General features: G+C 59.3%; 19 protein-coding genes. 9 read left to right on the forward strand and 10 right to left on the reverse strand.

Translation table 11 applies throughout. The features are described from left to right. The first annotated feature begins 33 nt into the window (after positions 1–33). On the forward strand, positions 34–936 hold the full coding sequence (gene rarD, locus AC2FJW_RS14140; RefSeq protein ID WP_496750397.1) for an EamA family transporter RarD: 903 nt from the start codon (positions 34–36) through the stop codon (positions 934–936). On the opposite strand, the gene AC2FJW_RS14145 is transcribed toward rarD, so the two are convergent. Further along, the gene (locus AC2FJW_RS14145) at positions 927–1,643 is read right to left on the reverse strand and encodes an SGNH/GDSL hydrolase family protein (RefSeq protein WP_496750399.1); all 717 of its coding nucleotides are present in this window, start codon (positions 1,641–1,643) and stop codon (positions 927–929) included. The genes rarD and AC2FJW_RS14145 overlap by 10 nt on opposite strands. Next, positions 1,640–2,050: a nuclear transport factor 2 family protein gene (locus AC2FJW_RS14150; RefSeq protein WP_142637264.1), complete on the reverse strand. Its 411-nt coding sequence runs from the start codon at positions 2,048–2,050 to the stop codon at positions 1,640–1,642. Before AC2FJW_RS14150 ends, AC2FJW_RS14145 begins: the two co-directional genes overlap by 4 nt. A 60-nt stretch (positions 2,051–2,110) precedes the next feature. Between AC2FJW_RS14150 and AC2FJW_RS14155 the strand changes: the two genes are divergently transcribed. After that, positions 2,111–2,794, forward strand: a complete 684-nt coding sequence (locus AC2FJW_RS14155; protein ID WP_496709419.1) for an RluA family pseudouridine synthase — start codon at positions 2,111–2,113, stop codon at positions 2,792–2,794. Positions 2,795–2,796: 2 nt separating this feature from the next. Here the strand turns inward: AC2FJW_RS14155 and AC2FJW_RS14160 are convergent, their stop codons facing one another. Continuing rightward, positions 2,797–2,982: a hypothetical protein gene (locus AC2FJW_RS14160; protein ID WP_496750401.1), complete on the reverse strand. Its 186-nt coding sequence runs from the start codon at positions 2,980–2,982 to the stop codon at positions 2,797–2,799. A 103-nt stretch (positions 2,983–3,085) separates the two neighbouring features. Between AC2FJW_RS14160 and AC2FJW_RS14165 the strand changes: the two genes are divergently transcribed. The 4 genes from AC2FJW_RS14165 (at position 3,086) to AC2FJW_RS14180 (ending at position 6,063) form a co-directional block, all read left to right on the forward strand. Further along, the gene (locus AC2FJW_RS14165) at positions 3,086–3,778 is read left to right on the forward strand and encodes a helix-turn-helix transcriptional regulator (RefSeq protein WP_271949714.1); all 693 of its coding nucleotides are present in this window, start codon (positions 3,086–3,088) and stop codon (positions 3,776–3,778) included. A gap of 117 nt (positions 3,779–3,895) precedes the next feature. Beyond that, positions 3,896–4,567, forward strand: coding sequence for a YiaD family glycine zipper/OmpA-like lipoprotein (locus AC2FJW_RS14170; protein ID WP_142637036.1), 672 nt, complete (start codon positions 3,896–3,898; stop codon positions 4,565–4,567). A 115-nt stretch (positions 4,568–4,682) separates the two neighbouring features. After that, positions 4,683–5,225: an NADPH-dependent FMN reductase gene (locus AC2FJW_RS14175; RefSeq protein ID WP_496692496.1), complete on the forward strand. Its 543-nt coding sequence runs from the start codon at positions 4,683–4,685 to the stop codon at positions 5,223–5,225. 49 nt (positions 5,226–5,274) lie between these two features. After that, positions 5,275–6,063, forward strand: a complete 789-nt coding sequence (locus AC2FJW_RS14180; protein ID WP_496750403.1) for an HTD2 family dehydratase — start codon at positions 5,275–5,277, stop codon at positions 6,061–6,063. Here AC2FJW_RS14180 and AC2FJW_RS14185 read toward each other — a convergent pair. Together AC2FJW_RS14185 and AC2FJW_RS14190 are read right to left on the reverse strand one after the other, a co-directional pair. Continuing rightward, positions 6,055–6,474 (reverse strand): GNAT family N-acetyltransferase, encoded by a 420-nt coding sequence (locus tag AC2FJW_RS14185; RefSeq protein ID WP_496750405.1) that lies wholly within the window; start codon positions 6,472–6,474, stop codon positions 6,055–6,057. The genes AC2FJW_RS14180 and AC2FJW_RS14185 overlap by 9 nt on opposite strands. Positions 6,475–6,530: 56 nt before the next feature. Continuing rightward, a complete protein-coding gene (locus AC2FJW_RS14190) occupies positions 6,531–7,571 on the reverse strand; it encodes an NAD(P)/FAD-dependent oxidoreductase (protein WP_496750406.1) in 1,041 nt (346 codons plus the stop codon). A gap of 49 nt (positions 7,572–7,620) precedes the next feature. Here AC2FJW_RS14190 and mnmC2 point away from each other — a divergent pair, with 49 nt between their 5' ends. Both mnmC2 and AC2FJW_RS14200 read left to right on the forward strand, forming a co-directional pair. Next, positions 7,621–8,286 carry a tRNA (5-methylaminomethyl-2-thiouridine)(34)-methyltransferase MnmC2 gene (gene mnmC2 / locus AC2FJW_RS14195; protein ID WP_496697643.1) on the forward strand — a complete coding sequence of 222 codons (666 nt, stop codon included), beginning with the start codon at positions 7,621–7,623 and terminating at the stop codon, positions 8,284–8,286. Continuing rightward, positions 8,283–9,152, forward strand: a complete 870-nt coding sequence (locus AC2FJW_RS14200) for a DMT family transporter (protein WP_496697645.1) — start codon at positions 8,283–8,285, stop codon at positions 9,150–9,152. The genes mnmC2 and AC2FJW_RS14200 overlap by 4 nt, the downstream gene beginning before the upstream one ends. On the opposite strand, the gene AC2FJW_RS14205 is transcribed toward AC2FJW_RS14200, so the two are convergent. Further along, a complete protein-coding gene (locus AC2FJW_RS14205; RefSeq protein WP_496750438.1) occupies positions 9,126–11,090 on the reverse strand; it encodes a lytic transglycosylase domain-containing protein in 1,965 nt (654 codons plus the stop codon). The genes AC2FJW_RS14200 and AC2FJW_RS14205 overlap by 27 nt on opposite strands. A 133-nt stretch (positions 11,091–11,223) precedes the next feature. On the opposite strand from AC2FJW_RS14205, the gene dapA reads away from it, so the two are divergent. Next, positions 11,224–12,096: a 4-hydroxy-tetrahydrodipicolinate synthase gene (gene dapA / locus AC2FJW_RS14210; RefSeq protein WP_496750408.1), complete on the forward strand. Its 873-nt coding sequence runs from the start codon at positions 11,224–11,226 to the stop codon at positions 12,094–12,096. 99 nt (positions 12,097–12,195) lie between these two features. On the opposite strand, the gene AC2FJW_RS14215 is transcribed toward dapA, so the two are convergent. From AC2FJW_RS14215 to pta, 4 genes are all read right to left on the reverse strand, one after another. Then, positions 12,196–13,068: a dimethyl sulfoxide reductase anchor subunit family protein gene (locus AC2FJW_RS14215; protein ID WP_496706771.1), complete on the reverse strand. Its 873-nt coding sequence runs from the start codon at positions 13,066–13,068 to the stop codon at positions 12,196–12,198. Beyond that, entirely contained in the window at positions 13,068–13,817 is a 750-nt protein-coding gene (locus tag AC2FJW_RS14220; RefSeq protein WP_271949727.1) for a 4Fe-4S dicluster domain-containing protein, read from the reverse strand. Before AC2FJW_RS14220 ends, AC2FJW_RS14215 begins: the two co-directional genes overlap by 1 nt. Further along, positions 13,814–16,627 (reverse strand): molybdopterin oxidoreductase family protein, encoded by a 2,814-nt coding sequence (locus AC2FJW_RS14225; protein ID WP_496750409.1) that lies wholly within the window; start codon positions 16,625–16,627, stop codon positions 13,814–13,816. Before AC2FJW_RS14225 ends, AC2FJW_RS14220 begins: the two co-directional genes overlap by 4 nt. An 87-nt stretch (positions 16,628–16,714) precedes the next feature. Continuing rightward, complete coding sequence (gene pta, locus AC2FJW_RS14230) at positions 16,715–17,728, reverse strand: phosphate acetyltransferase (protein ID WP_496677819.1); 1,014 nt, start codon at positions 17,726–17,728, stop codon at positions 16,715–16,717.

The following is a 17,728-nucleotide window of genomic DNA, read 5'->3' on the forward strand; positions in this document are numbered from 1 at the left end:
CGTAAAGACGACCGGTATTCCCGGAGATCCGCAATGGCTGACGCAACACCCACACAATATGCCGATACGCCAAAAGGACTTGTTCTGGCGGTAACGGCCTATGTTTTGTGGGGCTTCTTGCCCATATACATGAAGGCGATGGCCCATATCGCGCCGGTAGAGGTTGTGGCGCATCGTATCATCTGGTCGGTGCCTTTGGCCGGGCTGTTGCTGATTGCACTGGGGCGGACGCGGGATCTGAAGTCAGCTTTGCGCGATCCCAAGATGCTGGGCATGGCCTGTCTGACGGCTGCGTTGATATCGGTGAACTGGGCGATCTATGTCTGGGCCATAGCCAGTGGGCATGCGCTGGACGCAGCGCTGGGCTATTACATAAATCCGCTGTTCAGTATCGCGCTGGGCGCGGTGCTGCTGCGCGAACCTTTGAACCGGACGCAGCTGATTGCTGTTGGGTTGGCCGCAGCCGGGGTGGTGGTTCTTGTTGTAGAGGCCGGAAGCCTGCCTTGGGCGGCGCTGGGGCTTATGTTCAGTTGGGGGTTCTACGCCTTCTTCAAACGCTCACTCCCCATCGGGCCAAATCAGGGGTTCTTGCTGGAAGTGCTGATCCTGCTGATCCCCGCATTGGTTTATGTGACTTGGCTGGGGGTCAACGGGACGGGGCATTTCGGGCTGGTCGCAACCGACACCATGCTGCTGGCCGGGGCCGGGGTAGTGACCGCCGTGCCGCTGTTGATCTATGCCAATGGCGCCAAGCTGGTGCGCCTGTCGACGATGGGCATCCTGCAATATATCGCGCCGACCATGATTTTTGTGACTGCCATCGCGGTTTTTGGAGAGCAGATTGACCGCGGCCGCATGATTGCGTTTCCGCTGATCTGGGCCGCACTTGTGGTCTACTCGATCCCGATGATCCGGCAGATACGGGCTCAGGCCTGACGCAACAATTCGGCGGCCTTTTGCGCCCAGATCGCATAGGCTTTGGGGCTGGGATGATAGCCGTCCGGTGCGGCCAACGCCGGGTCATCGGGTAAATCAATGGACAGATGGCGGATTTGCGGGAAGCCGGTCGCAATCTGTTGCAGGCCTTGGTCCAGGCGGGCTGCCTGACGCCCCAGCACCCAGGCAAGCGGTTGCGGCAAGGCGGGAAACCGACCCATCTGGGGAACGGCCGTTACAATGACACGCCGGGCTCCAAGCTGGTCGGTGATCAGGTGCATCAGACGGGATTGGTGTTCGACAAACCGCTTTTTAGTGACGCCACGGGTGACGTCATTGACGCCAAGCGCCGTAATGACGGCATCAAATTGATCTGTCAGACCCTCAAGGCGTTTCAGTGTATCCAGCGTTGTATGCCCTGTCATAGCCTCGAGCCGCCATTCGACACTGTGGCTTTTTGCTAGTTGTGCGACCAACTGCCCGGACAAAGCCTGCGCCTGGGTGCCAGCGCCAACACCTGCTGCCGAGCTGTCGCCTGCGATTAGCAACCGCAAACGCGGGCCGCGCCCTTCACGGCCTTCGCGCGGCCCGGTCGGTTCGGGCAGGAACCGCGCCTTTCGTCGAACTGAAATCCCCTGTGCCGCCAATAGTGGCAACAGCGGTAATCTCAGAAACTGATCAGCTCCGATCCGGGCAGGCTTGGTCAACCCAAAGCGTCCTTGAAATTGATAAAGCGAGGGTCTTTTGCCACGCGTGCCATCATCTCGGTGCGCAGGGCTGCAATGGTTTTAAGTGGGCGCATGACCACTTCGAACTTTTCGATCAAGCCTTCATCATTCAGCCGGATCAAGTCCACACCAACCGCATCCAGATCACCAACCTTGCACTGAAATTCCAGCGCCCAGTCTTTGCCTTCACCCATGATCCGACGATAGCTGAAGTCCGAGAATACCTGCCCAACATGCCCCAGCAGAGCCGCCACGGGTTCGCGCCCGGCCCAGGTGCTGTAGTAGGTCGGCGGCAGAAAACGCACGTCTTCGGCCAGAAACTCGTGAATCAGACTTTCATCGCCTTTTGTGATGACATCTTTTAGTTGTTCGATTGTCGGGTGCATGGTTTCTCCTCCGAGTTGTCGCATGATTTGCTGAACTATTCAGTTCAGGCAAGCACGACGTTGCGGGAGGTTGTCGCTTGCGATAGGCAGACCCGCATGAGCGAGACCTACGATCCCCCGAAAACACCGCTGGATGTGCTGCACGAAGATGCGCATCTGATTGTGGTGAACAAGCCCTCGGGGCTTTTGTCCGTACCGGGTCGAGGAGAGCATCTGGCCGATTGTCTGTTGACCCGTGTGCAGGCGGCGTTCCCGCAAGCCCTGCTTGTGCACAGGTTGGACCGCGACACTTCGGGCGTGATGGTTTTTGCCCAAACCCCTCATGCTCAGCGCAATCTGAGCATGCAGTTCGAACAGCGTCAAACTCGTAAGACCTATATTGCCCGCGTCTGGGGCATGGTAGAGTCAAAGACCGGAACTGTTGATCTGCCGTTGATTGTAGACTGGCCCAACAGGCCGCTGCAGATGGTGTGCCATGACACTGGCAAGCCTGCGGTGACGGATTGGCGCGTGGTCAAATATGAAGGCAACACTACCCGCATACGCCTGTTCCCGAAAACCGGGCGCTCGCACCAGCTGCGGGTTCACATGCTGGCGCTGGGCCATCCGATTTTGGGTGATCCGTTCTATGCAAAAGGTGAGGCGCGGGCCTTCCCGCGCCTGATGTTGCATTCCGAGGAATTGCGGCTGAAGAACCCCGATGGCGGGGCGTCGATGAAGTTTCGCGCAAATGCCGAGTTCTAGAGTCAGGCGGGGTTGGTCCAAAGCAGTTTGAGATTGCCCAGTGAAAATCGTCCGACCCGTTTCCTAGGAGCGCAGGGCTGTCGGCTGGCCATGATCTCGCGTTCGATTTCAAAGGCGCGCAGGGTATGGTCCTGGGACCAGCGTCCCAGTTGCAGTGTCATCATTACGTGATTGTCGAGGCTGGGCATCAGTAATCTCCTGTGAATTGTTGAACCAGCATCCCACATCACTCCTGACAGCGCGTTGTCAGGGGGGTGTGCTAAGGTGTCAGCAGAGAAACCGGAGTTTGCCATGCGCCGTTCGTCCCGCCTGTTTGAAATCATCCAGATTCTGCGTGCCGCCGACGCTCCGGTTACTGCTGAGATGCTGGCGCAAAAGCTCGAAGTCTCGGTGCGCACGGTGTATCGCGACATCGCGGCACTGCAGGCCCAACGCACACCGATCGAGGGCGAAGCCGGCGTCGGGTATCTGATGCGGCGGGGCTATGACTTGCCACCACTGAACTTCGACGCTGAAGAGGTCGAGGCGCTTTGGGTCGGTCTGTCAATGCTGGCACGGACCGGCGACAGTACCCTGCAGGAAGCCGCCAAACGCATTTGCCGGAAAATAGAAGGCCTGCGCGCAAGTCCCGACTGGTTGCAGGTCGCGCCTTGGGGGGCTCCGGTTGATGATCCGGCCAAGGGCTGTATCCCGGTCGTGAATTACCGCGAAGCCATCCGGGACGAGCGCAAGCTTCGCCTCACATATGTCAGCTCGCAAGACGTTCGCTCCGAACGGGTCGTCCGTCCGGTTGCCCTGATCTATCACATCGAGTGCACGATGCTGGTTGCGTGGTGCGAATTGCGCAACGGTTTTCGCCATTTTCGGACCGATCGCGTCTGGGCCTGCGAAATGGTTGACGATCATTTCTGCGGCCAAGGGCAGCCGCTGCGGGAGATCTGGCAGGAGCAGAACCAATGGGGTTCCCCTGCCGAGGCCCATTGAGCGGCGGGTATTCGCCGATATCACCTGATTGTTGCTTGAGCCTGCGGGGGGGCAGCGCGATATACTGTGCCAAATAATGGGACCCGGCAAACGGGCCTCTGAGCAGAAGGTGATATCATGACGATTTCCAAGCTTGTTGTTTCTGCTGGGCTTTGCTCGGCCTTGTTCTTGGCGGGCTGCACCGACCCCGGAACGCTGAACTTGCCCTCGGACCCCAACCAAAATACCAAACAGGGTGCGCTTTTGGGTGGGTTGGTTGGTGCCGGTGTCGGGGCCATTGCGAACGACTCGGATCCGCTTCTGGGTGCGCTGGCTGGTGGTGCAATCGGTGCAGCAGGTGGCGGCCTTATCGGCAATCAACTGGACCGCCAGGCGGCTGAGTTGCGCCAGCAGCTGGCAAATGACGGCATCACAATCGTCAACGCGGGCGACCGCCTGATTGTTACCGTCCCCAACGACATCACCTTTGACACCGACAGCTCGACCGTGCGGCCTGCATTGCGTTCTGATTTGGTCCGGGTGGGTCAGAATTTGGTGAGATATCCCAACTCGGCCGTTCAGGTCATTGGCCATACGGACAGTGATGGCGAAGCCTCTTATAATCAGGCCCTATCTGAGCGTCGGGCTAGGTCCGTGGCGGATGTTCTGCAAGCCAATGGTGTGAACGGGGCCCGTATCAGCACCATCGGATTGGGTGAGAACCGACCTGCGGCCTCGAATCTCACACCCGAAGGGAAGGCGCGGAATCGTCGGGTTGATATCGAAATCATCCCCAACGGCAACACCTGATGTGACCGGGCACCGTCTAGGTGCCCGTTATTGCACATTGACTGCGCGTCAACTGGGCTTTGGCTGGCGGTGATCAGGGGCTACCTTCTGGAAAACGCCTGAACGGAGTGCTTTTATGTCCGAACCGATCCTTCTGAGCCTGTCAGGTTCACTGCGCCAAAATGCTACCAACCGAAAACTGCTTCGCGAGGCGGCGCGGCTGTTTGAGCCGGGCACTCATATCGAGGCCGATCTGAACTTGCCATTATATGACGGTGATCTTGAAGAAGGCGAAGGGGTTCCCGAGACCGTCCAGATTTTGGCGGATCAGATTGCCCGTGCGGATGCGGTCATCATTTCGACGCCGGAATATAATAAAGCGCCGTCAGGTGTGTTGAAGAATGCGCTGGACTGGGTCAGCCGCACCAAGGACAAGCCTTGGGCGAACAAGCCGGTTGCGGTGATGTCTGCCGCTGCGGGTCGTGCCGGCGGTGAACGTGCACAGATGATACTGCGCAGCTATATGGTTCCGTTCCAGACGCGCATCTTGCAAGGGCCGGAAATTCATCTGGCCGACAGTTCGAACGAATTCGACGCGCAGGGCAAGCTGGTTAACGAACGCTATGAAAACGCCCTTCGGACCTTGATGAAGAACTTGCGGTCAGAGGCCGGTTTCTGAAACTGCCGGTTTGCTTGCCCGTAGGGGGCAGGCCGCCTAATCTTGCGCTATGTCGATGGAAATTCAGACAGATGTGATGGACGCAGCCCGTGCTGGCGCGTTGCAGGTGGCGCTTGGGAAACAGGCAACTGTGAGGGGCGGCACTGCGTTGCCGCCGTTCTTTCATCACCTGTATTTCTGGACTCCGCAGCCACCCGGCCAACTTGGGCGCGACGGACATCCCAAAGTCGGGGGCCTGATCCCCGATATGGGCCTACCCCGCAGAATGTGGGCAGGCGGGCGCTTGGAGTTTTTCGCGCCTCTGATAGCAGGTCAGTTAGCCGAACGGCGATCGCTATGTGAAAGTTCGAGTTCGAAATCGGGACGCACCGGCCCCTTGGGCTTTGTCACGTTGCGCCACGAGGTTTGGCAGGGCGGTGCGCTGCGCCTGACCGAATGGCAGGATCTGGTTTACCGCCAAGACCCCTCGGCCGATACGGCCACCCCTCGGGCACCACTGGCCAGGCAAGATGAAACCGAACATCGCGAGCTGTCCTTCGACAGCACAATGCTGTTTCGCTACTCGGCCCTGACATTTAACGGACACCGCATTCACTATGACATCGACTATGCCCGTGATGTCGAAGGATATGCCGGGCTGGTCGTGCATGGCCCGCTTTTGGCGCAGCACCTGATGTTGTTTGCGGAAGATGTGATGGGCCCATTGGCGCAGTTTTCTTTCCGCGCAACCTCGGCATTGATGCATTTCGAAACTGCGAGCCTGTGCCGGAAGGGCAATACCCTGTGGGTGCGTGCGGCAGACGGGCGCCAATGTATGATTGCCGAAGCCTCAGCCTAAATGTTTCTGCATGGTAATCGAGGTCGCCCGGGTGAACCCGGGATGCGCCGTTTCCGCCGTTTTGACAAAGCCCATCCGGGCAAAGGAGGCATGGTTTTCGAACAATTCGACCCGTGTCTTCAGTTCCAGCGTCGCAAAACCTATTTCAACCGCCCGCGCGGATGCCAGATCGACCAGACGCTGTGCCAGCCCCTGACCACGTCGGGTTTCGTCCACAGCCAGTTTGCTCAGATACAGACTGTCCTGTTTGGGTGTCAGAAAGACGACCGCATCCGGGCGATTGCCTATGATCCAAACCTCGTGGTCGCGGGCCTGTTGCCGAAGCGTTTCCTCGGTCAGGCGATGCATTGACGAGGGCGGGTCTATACGCCCCTCCATGAATGCAAAGCTGTGGCGGATCAGGAGTAACACCTGTGGCAATATCGGATCGTCTGGTTGCAGGCGAACTGGGGTGTCGTCGAGGGAGGTCACAAAGAAGCCTCGGGTTGAAAATCTGCGGGGATTTCATCGCGCCCTTCAAGCACCAGTTCGGCCATGACTTCTGCCACTTTGGGCGCCATGCCAAAGCCGATCTTGAACCCTCCATTGGCGATGAATTCTCCGGCGTGCAGCGGATGTGCACCCAGCATCGGCGCACGGCTTTTGCTGCGGGGTCGGATCCCGGCCCAGCGTTCGATCACTTCGGCACCGTGCAGGACCGGAACCGCCCGCGTGGCCCGATCCAGGACATCATCCAGCGCCGCATCGGTGCTGGTTGGGTCGTCATAGTCCCGTTCCGAGGTCGATCCGATGGCCAATGTGCCATCCGCATGCGGGACAATGTGAACGGCATCTGCAAACAGCTGGGAAACGTCCCCGGCATCGAACCGCAGCAAAGCCGCCTGTCCCTTGACGCCATTGCCGACCGTTTTGCCAAAGGCGTCGTTCAGTTCTAGCAGGCCAGAAAGCCCAGTGGCGTGAATGATCTGCCCTTGATTGGCCGCATCGGTTTTGACCTCAACCCCCATCACCGCCAGCGCCGAAACCAGTGCAGAACATGCCCGCCTTGGGTGCATCCGGGCGCTAAGCGTGTCGTGGATCACAAAGCCAGTGGGGCTGGGAGGGCACCACGACCCGACCTCATCCATTGCAACAACGCGCCATTCGGCCCGCCCCTGCCAAAGCTCTGCGGCGGTGACCGTACGTGCATGGGCCAGATCCAGCGTGCGGCTATCTGCGATGGGCTGCAGCCTACCCAACCGGGCATATCCGGCTGAGACGCCTCCGGTCACCTCAACCTGTTTCCAGAAGGGTTCGGCCATGATCAGGCTTTCGAATTGAAAAGCTTTCTTGGCATTCCAATTCTCGGGCACATGTGGTGCCAAAGCCCCGACCAAACCGCCGCTGGACCCTGCACCGGGCCCAAAAGGGTCAATGATCTGAACTTTTGCGCCGCGTCTTGCGCAGGCCCAGGCGATCGAAAGGCCAAAAATGCCCGCGCCTCGCACCGTCACATCGACCATTGCCATTCCCCTTTTCCTTGTTCAGTGTCGCGCCGCTTAGCTACAGGATTCCCCGATGGCAGACCAGCGCGCCGAACTGACTTGGAAAGACGGGCAGATACCCGTCTCGGACCGTTTCGACGACCCCTATTTCTCGTTGCAGAACGGGCGGGAGGAGACGCGGCATGTGTTTTTGGCGGGCAATGACCTGCCCGCGCGGTTTGCGCCGGGGTTTCACATTGCCGAGCTTGGGTTTGGCACCGGTCTGAACATGCTGACCGTCTGGTCCGAATGGGAAAAGGCTGGCCAAACGACCCCGCTGACATTCACCAGTTTCGAAGCCTATCCAATGGCACCGGACGACATGGCGCGCGCTCTGGCCGCCTTTCCCGAGCTGTCCCCTTGGGCCGACCGGTTCCTGTCCCAATGGCAGGGCGGTACCTGCGATCTGGGCACCCTGCGGCTTGAGGTTATCGAGGGCGACGCGCGGTCCACCCTGTCCGCATGGTCGGGGCAGGCCGATGCCTGGTTTCTGGACGGGTTCTCTCCGGCCAAGAACCCCGAACTTTGGGGTGCGGACCTGATGCAACAGGTATCCGACCACACGGCGCCCAATGGAACCGCCGCCACCTATACCGCCGCTGGGTTCGTCCGGCGCGGGCTCCAAGACGCGGGGTTCAACGTCACCCGCGCGCCGGGCTATGGGCGCAAGCGTCACATGACGCGGGCGGTCAAGCCATGACCCAACAGAACAACACTCGCGCCGGTATCGCGCTGATGATCGCGGCGACTGTGGTTTTTGCGCTGCAGGACGGTATCTCGCGCCATCTGGCCGGGACTTATAACACCTATATGGTCGTGATGATCCGCTATTGGTTCTTCGCAGCATTTGTCGTCGCTCTGGCGCTGCGTGCACCCGGCGGTATCGCGGCCACGGCCCGCACCAGTCAGCTTGGCCTGCAGATCCTGCGCGGGGTGCTTCTGGCCGGAGAGATTTGCGTCGCGGTCTATGCCTTTACCATCCTGGGCCTGATCGAAAGCCAGGCCGTGTTCATCTGCTACCCGCTGCTGGTGGCGGCACTCAGCGGCCCGGTTTTGGGCGAGAAAGTCGGTTGGCGCCGTTGGTCCGCCATCGGCGTGGGCTGCATCGGCGTGCTGATCATCCTGCAGCCGGGAGTGGGCGTCTTTAACCCTTGGGCGGTGATCCCGCTGATCTCGGCCCTGATGTTTGCCGTCTATGGCCTGCTGACCCGCTATGCGGCGCGGCGCGACACTACCGCCACCAGTTTTTTCTGGACCGGGATCGCCGGGGCGGTTGCCATGACGGCCGTGGGCGTGTGGTTTTGGGAACCTATGCAGGGCGGTGACTGGGTTTGGATGGGCCTACTCTGCCTGACCGGAGTTCTGGGACATTGGTTGTTGATTAAGTGCTACGAAATGGCCGAGGCCAGCGCCGTGCAGCCCTTTGCCTATTTTCACCTGATGTGGAGCGCCATTCTGGGAATCTCGGTCTTTGGTGAAAGCTTGCGACCCGCGGTTGTTGCAGGGGCCACATTGGTTATTGCCGCCGGACTGTTCACCTTATGGCGCGAACGACGCCAGAGTTGACCCGATCAGTTCCTCGGAAAATGGCACCGGCAACGCCTGCTGCCCCAACCGTGCGCGATACACAGGCAGGCTTTCGGCGACGCGCATGACATAGTTGCGGGTCTCGCTGAAGGGTATGAATTCGATCCAGTCGACGATATCGGCCTCACCCCGGCGCGGGTCGCCATTGCGTTTCATCCACGAGATGGGCCTGCCCGGCCCGGCATTATACCCCGCAGCCATCATCACCACATTGCCGTTGAATTCGGCTGCCAGCTCGGACAGGTAATTCGCCCCCAACTTGGCGTTATATCGCCAGTCCGAAGTCAGTTTTCCGGTTTGGTGGCTGCTTAGGATGCCCATGTTCCGGGCCACAACTTTCGCCGTCGCGGGCATCACCTGCATAAGCCCGCGCGCGCCCGCGCCGCTGATGACAACCGGGTCAAACTCGCTTTCGCGCCGGGCGATTGCTAGCGTCATTTCTTTGGCCATGGGCAGGCCCAGATCTGCCACCGGATGAACCGGGTAATACGCGGCGGGCAGGACAACGCCGGTGGTCGCGGCGCGCTTGGCGATCATCACCGCCAGATGTGGTTCGTTCAGTTCGATGACCAGATCGCCCAGTTGGCTTGCCTGAACGGGGTCGAGCCCCTCAACCAGATGGGTCAGGAACCGCTCGGATAGGTTTGCCTCACCTGCGCGCAACAGCAATAGCCCCGCTTCCAGAACGCTGGAATCGGCAAACTCCGCTTGTTTCCAGTGCGGTGCTCTTCGCGGGTTTGCCAGATCGCTGTCGAAGGGGCGCCCTATCCGTTCGGCGGCAAGAAGCCCGTAGAACGAGGTCTGGTGATCAGCACCCATGGCATAGGCCTCATAAGCCTTTTCCGCATCCCCCTGCGCGGCATAGGCCCGACCCAGCCAATACCCGCCACGTCCCTTGGAAATCGGTGACTGCACCGCGCCCGAGAAGTTCTGGAAATGCCGTACAGCCGTTGCGGGATCATTCAACCGACGCAGGGCAAGGAACCCGGAAAGCCATTCGAGATCGGCATAGGCATAGCCCATGTCCGGCGTCATATGGTGACTAGAGGCAATCTTGTATGCGCGGCTCACATCACCGTTGCGCATCTCAAGCCGTGCCAGTCGGCGACGGCCCTCGGCCCATTTGTCTGGCTCGCCCAGAGCATCCGGGCTGGATGACCGCGCCAGCATCAGATCAATCGCACTGTCATCCAGTTCCTTTTTATCTCGCCAGACAAAGCGGTCAAAGGCAAGCCCCGCCGATCCGGCCACGGATTCGGGAACCGCCCCTACTTTGGTATCAACACCCGGCGCACGTTTTTGCAATGCAATCCGCGCCTCGGCCAGCTTGCGCTGATCGTCATTCACCAATGGCAGCATTTGTCCTGCGCTAATCAGATGACCGTCCCACAGCATCCGGTCTAACCGCGCCGCGTGGTGGGGTTTCAGCAATGTCTCAAAGTTCTCGATATAGTCTTTCTGCAGGCCCGATCCCATCGGCATCGTACGCCAGGCGGTGACGATATCCGCCTGCGCATCGCCCTGTCGCCCTTTAGCCTTCAGCGCTACGGTGAAATTCAGCGCCCCTTCCGCCGTTTGCGGGGCAGTGTCGGCGTAGAATTTCAACACCCGGTCCGGGTCCGCCCCGGTAAAGGCGGGTTCGCTTTCGCGCCGTAGCCATGCCAGCCCCGGCCAATCCGGCCTGCGGTTCAGAAATACCAGCACATCGCCCGAGCTTCCGAACCCCTCGCGCAGCCAATGCCATACGATGATGTCACGTGACACAGATCCGCGCGGGCCTGCCTCTTGCAGCGCTGCGTTCCAATCGCCCTTTCGCATTTCATACATGCCAGCGCGCAGATCGCCCACCGAGTCGGCTTGGGCCGGCCCGAAGGATGCCAGAATCACCGCTGTCAAAAGCGCCAGAACGCGTGTCATGCCTTGCATTTCCCAACCAACCAAGGATAGAGCCATTTAGGATAAACCTTGCGCCAGCGGGATCAACACACATTGCTAGGAATGTGATTGCCCAAGGTGCAAAAATTGCTAACCGCACAGCAAGGAGCGTGTCATGTTCAAAGGCTCGATGCCAGCCCTCGTTACCCCGTTTTCGAATGGCGAGTTGGATCTGGGCACGCTCAAACGTTTGGTGGAATGGCAAATTCAGGAAGGCTCGACCGGTTTGGTGCCGGTGGGGACCACCGGTGAAAGCCCAACCCTCAGCCATGAAGAACACGAAACGGTGGTGGCAGAAGTTGTCAGTGCCGCAGCCGGTCGTGTCCCGGTGATCGCTGGTGCGGGCTCGAACAACACGGTCGAGGCGATCCGATTCGTTCAATTTGCGCAGCAAGTCGGCGCGAATGCCGCTCTAGTGGTGACCCCGTATTACAACAAGCCGACCCAGAAGGGCCTAATTCAGCATTTCCGCACCCTACATGATTGTGCTGATATTCCGATCATCATCTACAACATTCCAGGCCGTTCCGTCATCGACATGACGCCCCAGACGATGGGTGAGCTGGCCGAATTGCCAAGGATCGTTGGGGTTAAAGACGCAACCGGAGATTTGGGGCGTGTCAGCCAACAGCGCGCCTCTTGCGGGCCTGAGTTTTGCCAACTGTCGGGCGAAGACGCCACGGCGCTGGGTTTCAATGCGCATGGTGGTGTGGGCTGTATCTCGGTCACGGCGAATGTTGCGCCCAAGCTATGTGCCGAATTCCAGCAGGCCACCCTGAAGGGGGATTATGCCAAAGCGCTGACTTATCAGGACCGCCTGATGCCTCTGCATGAGGCAATCTTTATCGAACCCGGTCTGGTCGGGGCCAAATACGCTCTCAGCAAGCTGGGCCTGTGCAGCGAAGAAGTTCGCTCGCCCCTGACCACGCTGGACGACAGCACCAAAACAGCCATCGACGCAGCCATGAACCACGCAGGTCTGCTGTAACCAGGGGTGTTCTTGGCCTGATCCGATCTTCATCTGGCCAAAAATACCTCGGGGGATGAATTGGCCTGTTAGGGCCAAGAAGGGGGCTGGCCCCCTTCTTTACCGTTTGCCGTAATACAGACCCACGACATGCTCGGCCTGCGCAAAGAACAGCCAGCGCGAAACTGCAACGCCTGCCACATGCGACAGCGCAGCCAGAAGAGCGAAGAAGTGGTTGAACGGCAGGATCAGCAGGATGACCGGCAATAGGAAGGCCAGCACAAACGAGATGACCCGCAATTTGTCCGCATGTTTCCTGCCAACCACGTGGACAAATTCGCGCAGAAGATAGTTTGTACCTGTATGTGGAGGCTCAAACGCACGCACTGCCCCGCGCTGCCCCAAACCCGTAGCGGTACCAAGGTTTGTTCCTGAGTTCGCAAATGCCTTATCCCCTTGCCACCAGTAAAATGTCTGCGCAACGGCAGCGACCACCAACAGAGGAACGGCAAGGCTGACCTGACCGGCCAGAAGCGAGCCACCGGCAAGGCTGAAGCTCAGAAACATGATTGGTGTCAGTTTCATGTTCCAGCGTGGGATTGTCTTGAGCTGGGTGTAGATCATTGAGGTGGTGAAAACTGTTGCCAGCGAAAACAACGCGCCAAGGACGCCCAAAACACCCCAACGCTGACCAAAGATGACAGCGCCCAGCGCGTAGAAGCCCATAAGAATCAAGGCGATCACTGCGCACCAACCCTCACGGCTGAGCCAGCTTGACCGCCATTGGGTGAATGCTTTCCACGCACGTTCAGGATGGCCCAAGTGAAAGGTCGAGGCCATCAGCCCACCCACCGACAGGCCAAAGGCCATGGCATAGAATACGAAGGCTACCCACCCGGTGACATCCGGCATCCCAAGGCCCAGAAAAAACAGCAGCCCAAAGCCCAGACCGGACAAGGTGGTGAAGATAATGACGGATGGGGCCGGATGCATCAGAGCTTCTCCAGTGTCTTGTCGAGCCAACCCAGAAAGCCCTTGGGCTCTTCGGCTACCGGGGCCAGAAGGGGCGCGAGAATGTCGATCTGGTCCTCGATCTGATCTTTAGGGCGAGGTGGCAGGTATTTGTTGACGGGCTTGGTGCCCATTTCAGGCATCAGATCCATGCCACCACGTTCGGCGACCAATTTGCTGACATCGCTATCTGCGTCGCCCAGATCACCGAAATGGCGGGCTCCGGCGGGGCAGGTCCGCACACAGGATGGCACGCGGTCCACTTCGGGTATGTTCTCGTTATAGATGCGATCCACGCAGAGGGTGCATTTCTTCATCACGCCCTCGGCCATATCCATCTCACGCGCGCCGTAAGGGCAGGACCAGGCGCAAAGCCCGCAGCCGATACAGTCGCTTTCATTGACCAATACGATACCGTCCTCGACCCGCTTATAGCTGGCCCCAGTGGGGCAGACGGTGACGCAGGGCGCGTCCTCGCAATGGAGGCAGGATTTGGGGAAGTGGATCAGCTGGGCGTGACCCTGTTCGGGTTGGACCTCGTAGGAATGTACCCGGTTCAGGAAGGTGCCGGACGGGTTGCCGCCATAAGCGTCCTGATCCGACAGGGGCGCGCCGTAGTTTTCAGTGTTCCAACCTTTGCAGGAAATCACGCAGGCATGGCAGCCGACACAGGTGTCCAGGTCGATGACCAGACCCATTTTCTTGTCTGTGGATTGGGGGAGCTGGGTCATTTTCCTACCTTCCACGCCAGATCTTTTGGTCCGGTGCCGACCGGTGATTTGATCGGTTTGAATTCGGGCTGGCTTTCTGCATCCGAAGGTGGCGCTGCCTTTTCGATCCTGACCTTCAGGTCGAACCAAGCCGCCTGACCTGTAATCGGATCAGAATTGGTCCAACGCATTCCATCGCCTTTTGACGGCAGTAGTTCGTGGATCAGGTGGTTCAGCAAAAAGCCTTTGGTGGCCTCTGGTGCGTCTTCCTGCAGGGCCCAAGCACCTTTGCGTTTGCCGATGGCATTCCAAGTCCAGACAGTGTTTTCATTCAGCGCGGCCATCTCCATGACCGGAACAGTAATTTCCCCGTGCGGAGACGTCACTTTGGCCCAGTCGCCGTCCTGCATCCCGTGTTCGCGCATCAGTTTGGTTGGCACATAAAGCGGGTTGCGCCCGTGTAGCTGGCGCAGCCAGGCGTTTTGGGTGCCCCATGAGTGATACATCGCCATCGGGCGCTGAGTCAGGGCATTGATTGTGAAACCTTCATTGCCCTGCTGATCGGTTTCGTACCAGATCGGCAGCGGGTCCATGGTGTCCTTGAGGCGCTGGCGCAGATTTTCCGGCGGTTGCCGGTCCCCGTGGCCTTCGGCGGCCAGCTGGAACTTGCGCATCGGTTCTGAATAGAGCTGGAACAGATAGGGTTGCGGGCTGTCGTAGATTCCCATCCCCACTGCCCAATCCTGATAGGCTGCGTTCCAGGGTTTGTAGTAATCCGCCCCTTCGGGGATATGCGCGACGTAGAAGCCGCCATTTTCGATGTAGCGATTTAGCTGGTCGGGGTTGACCTCGCCACGACCTTCCTTGTCGCCATTTTCGCCTCGAAACCCGGCCAGCGGGCCGATACCGGGCTTTCGCTGATGGTTAACGATATAGTCAGCGTAGTCTTTCCACTTCGGCGTACCGTCTTCGTTGGTAAAGCCTGGCAAGCTCATGCGGTTGGCCAGTTCCACCAGCACCGACTGAAAGCCCCGCACGTCGCGGTCGGGCTCGATCACCGGCCAGCGGATTGCGTCGGCGGCGGCGTCTGCCTCGCAGATCGGGCGGTCGAGCAGCGAGATACAGTCGTGCCGTTCAAGATAGGTGGTGTCGGGCAGGATCAAGTCGGCATAGGCCACCATTTCCGAGGAATAGGCATCGGAATAGATGATGTTTGGGATGACATATTTGCCGTCTTCGGTCTTGGCGGTCAGCATCTCCATCACACCTTTGGTGTTCATGGAGGAGTTCCACGACATATTCGCCATATACATGAACAGCGTGTCGATCTTGTAGGGATCACCGGCGGCGGCGTTTGAGATTACCATATGCATCAGCCCATGGGCTGACATCGGGTTTTCCCATGTGAATGCTTTGTCGATCCGTTGGGGAATGCCGCAGTCGTCCAGCAACAGGTCTTCGGGCCCGCGGGGGAAGCCTAGATGCGGGCCTTCCAGGGGTCTGCCGGGGCGGCGGTCGCCATGCGGGGTTGGGTGCGCCTCGACTGGCTTGGGATAGGGCGGTTTGAAGCGGAAACCGCCCGGAACTTCGACCGTGCCGAGGATGATTTGCAGCACGTGCAGCGCGCGGCAGGTCTGGAACCCGTTGGCATGGGCCGAGATGCCACGCATGGCGTGGAAGCTAACCGGGCGACCGATCATCTTAGCATGGGTTTCGCCGCGGAAATCGGTCCATTCCTGATCCAGCTCGATCGCCTCGTCAAAGGCGACACGGGCGATTTCCGCCGCGATGGCGCGAATGCGACTGGCCGGGATGCCACAGCGGTCAGCCACGGCCTCAGGGGCGTGCTTGTCGCTTAGGTATTTCTCGGCCATCAGGTGGAAAACCGGGCGATGGGTGACGCCGTCCTTTTCGTAAGTAGCCGACAAGTCCGGGCGCACGCCCGGCTTGTCAAACGCAGTGAGTTCGCCTGTGGCCCGGTCGATCACCAGCGGTTTGCCGTCACTATCGCGCAAGAACAGACCCTTCTCGGGGCCTTCGGATGCGTTCACCAGAACAGGCGCGTTAGTATAGCGGCTGAGGTAATCCAGGTCGATCTTGCCGGCCTTCATCAACACATGGATCAGCGATAGAATGAATAACCCATCGGTGCCGGGGGTGATCCCGACCCAGTCATCGGCCACAGCGTTATAGCCTGATCGGATCGGGTTCACACCGATCACCCGTGCGCCGCGTGCCTTGATCTTGCCGATGCCCATCTTGATCGGGTTGCTGTCGTGGTCTTCGGCCACGCCGAACAGCATGAACAACTTGGTGTGGTCCCAGTCGGGCTGGCCAAACTCCCAAAACGCACCGCCCATCGTATAGATGCCGCCTGCTGCCATGTTGACGGAACAGAACCCGCCATGGGCGGCATAGTTTGGGGTTCCAAAATTCTGTGCCCAGAAGCTGGTGAAGCTTTGGCTTTGGTCGCGTCCGGTAAAGAAGGCCAGCTTGTGCGGTGCGGTTTCGTGCAGCTCGTTCATCCAGCCGACGGCGGTGCTGATTGCCTCGTCCCATTCGATCTCGCGGAACTCGCCCGATCCGCGCGGGCCGACACGGCGCAGCGGTTTGCGTAGGCGCGACGGCGCGTTGACCTGCATAATGCCTGCGCTGCCCTTGGCGCACAGAACGCCTTTGTTCACCGGGTGGTCTCGGTTGCCCTCGATATAGGCGACCTTGCCGTCTTTCATGTGAACGTTGATGCCACAGCGGCAGGCGCACATGTAACAGGTGGTCTGCCGGATCTCGTCCGAGACTTTGGGCGAGGTGTCAATCACTGGCTGGTTCATAGGCGCCCCTGTAGTTTGCAGACCGGTATTCCCCCGAGTATTGCCGGGAACCGGAATAAAATTTGTTTTTCACGGACTTGTCGAGACTTATATTCCGTTTTCGCCATGTTGTGCTTGAACAGCCGTCACGGCGATCATGTGAAGGATGTCCTCTGCCGTACAGCCGCGCGATAGATCATTTGCCGGCTTGGCCAGGCCTTGCAGGACTGGCCCGATTGCCTCAACCCCTCCGATGCGCTGTGCGATCTTATAGCCCAGATTGCCCGCATTCAGGCTGGGGAAGACAAAGACATTCGCTTCGCCCTTCAGTGGCGAATCCGTCGCCTTTTGCGCCGCAACCTCGGGGACAAAGGCGGCATCGAACTGCAGCTCTCCGTCGATCAGAAGGTTCGGATCTTTTTCGCGTGCGATCCGGGTTGCCTCGACGACCTTGGATACTTTTGGATGTTCGGCGCTTCCCGAGGTGGAAAAAGACAGCATCGCCACACGCGCCGTGTTTCCAGTCAAAGCTGAATAGGATGCGGCCGATGCGCGGGCAATTTCCGCCATTTCTTCGGCGTTTGGATCCACCACCAGGCCACAATCGGCAAAGATGCGCGCGCCTTTGACCTCGTGATGATCCTGGCAGAACAGCATGAGAAAAAAACTGGATACCATTGTTGTACCCGGCGCTGTTCCGATGATCTGCAACGCCGCGCGAACTGTGTCAGAGGTGGTTTCAACCGCTCCGCCCACGGTGCCGTCAGCGATACCCTGATGCACCAGCATGGCGGCAAAGGTCAGCCGGTTGGTGATCTGTTGCCCTGCCTCTTCAAGGGTCATACCCTTGTGCTTGCGGCGATTAAACAGCGCTTCAGCCAGTTCCGTGGTGATTGAGGAATGCGCCGGGTCAAGAATGTCTATCCGAGTGGGATCAAATCCTTCATGCGCATCCAGAAGGGCCGAAATTTTGGCCCCGTCGCCGATCAGGATGATCCGTGCAACGTCCTCTTTTACGGCCCTGACCGCACCTTCCACGACGCGGGGATCATCGCCCTCTGACAGGGCGATGATCTTGTCCGACGCGCTGGCCGTCCCGAGAATGGCGCGCAGCGGTTTCAC

This window comes from Ruegeria sp. CDSA020 (genome assembly GCF_059612345.1).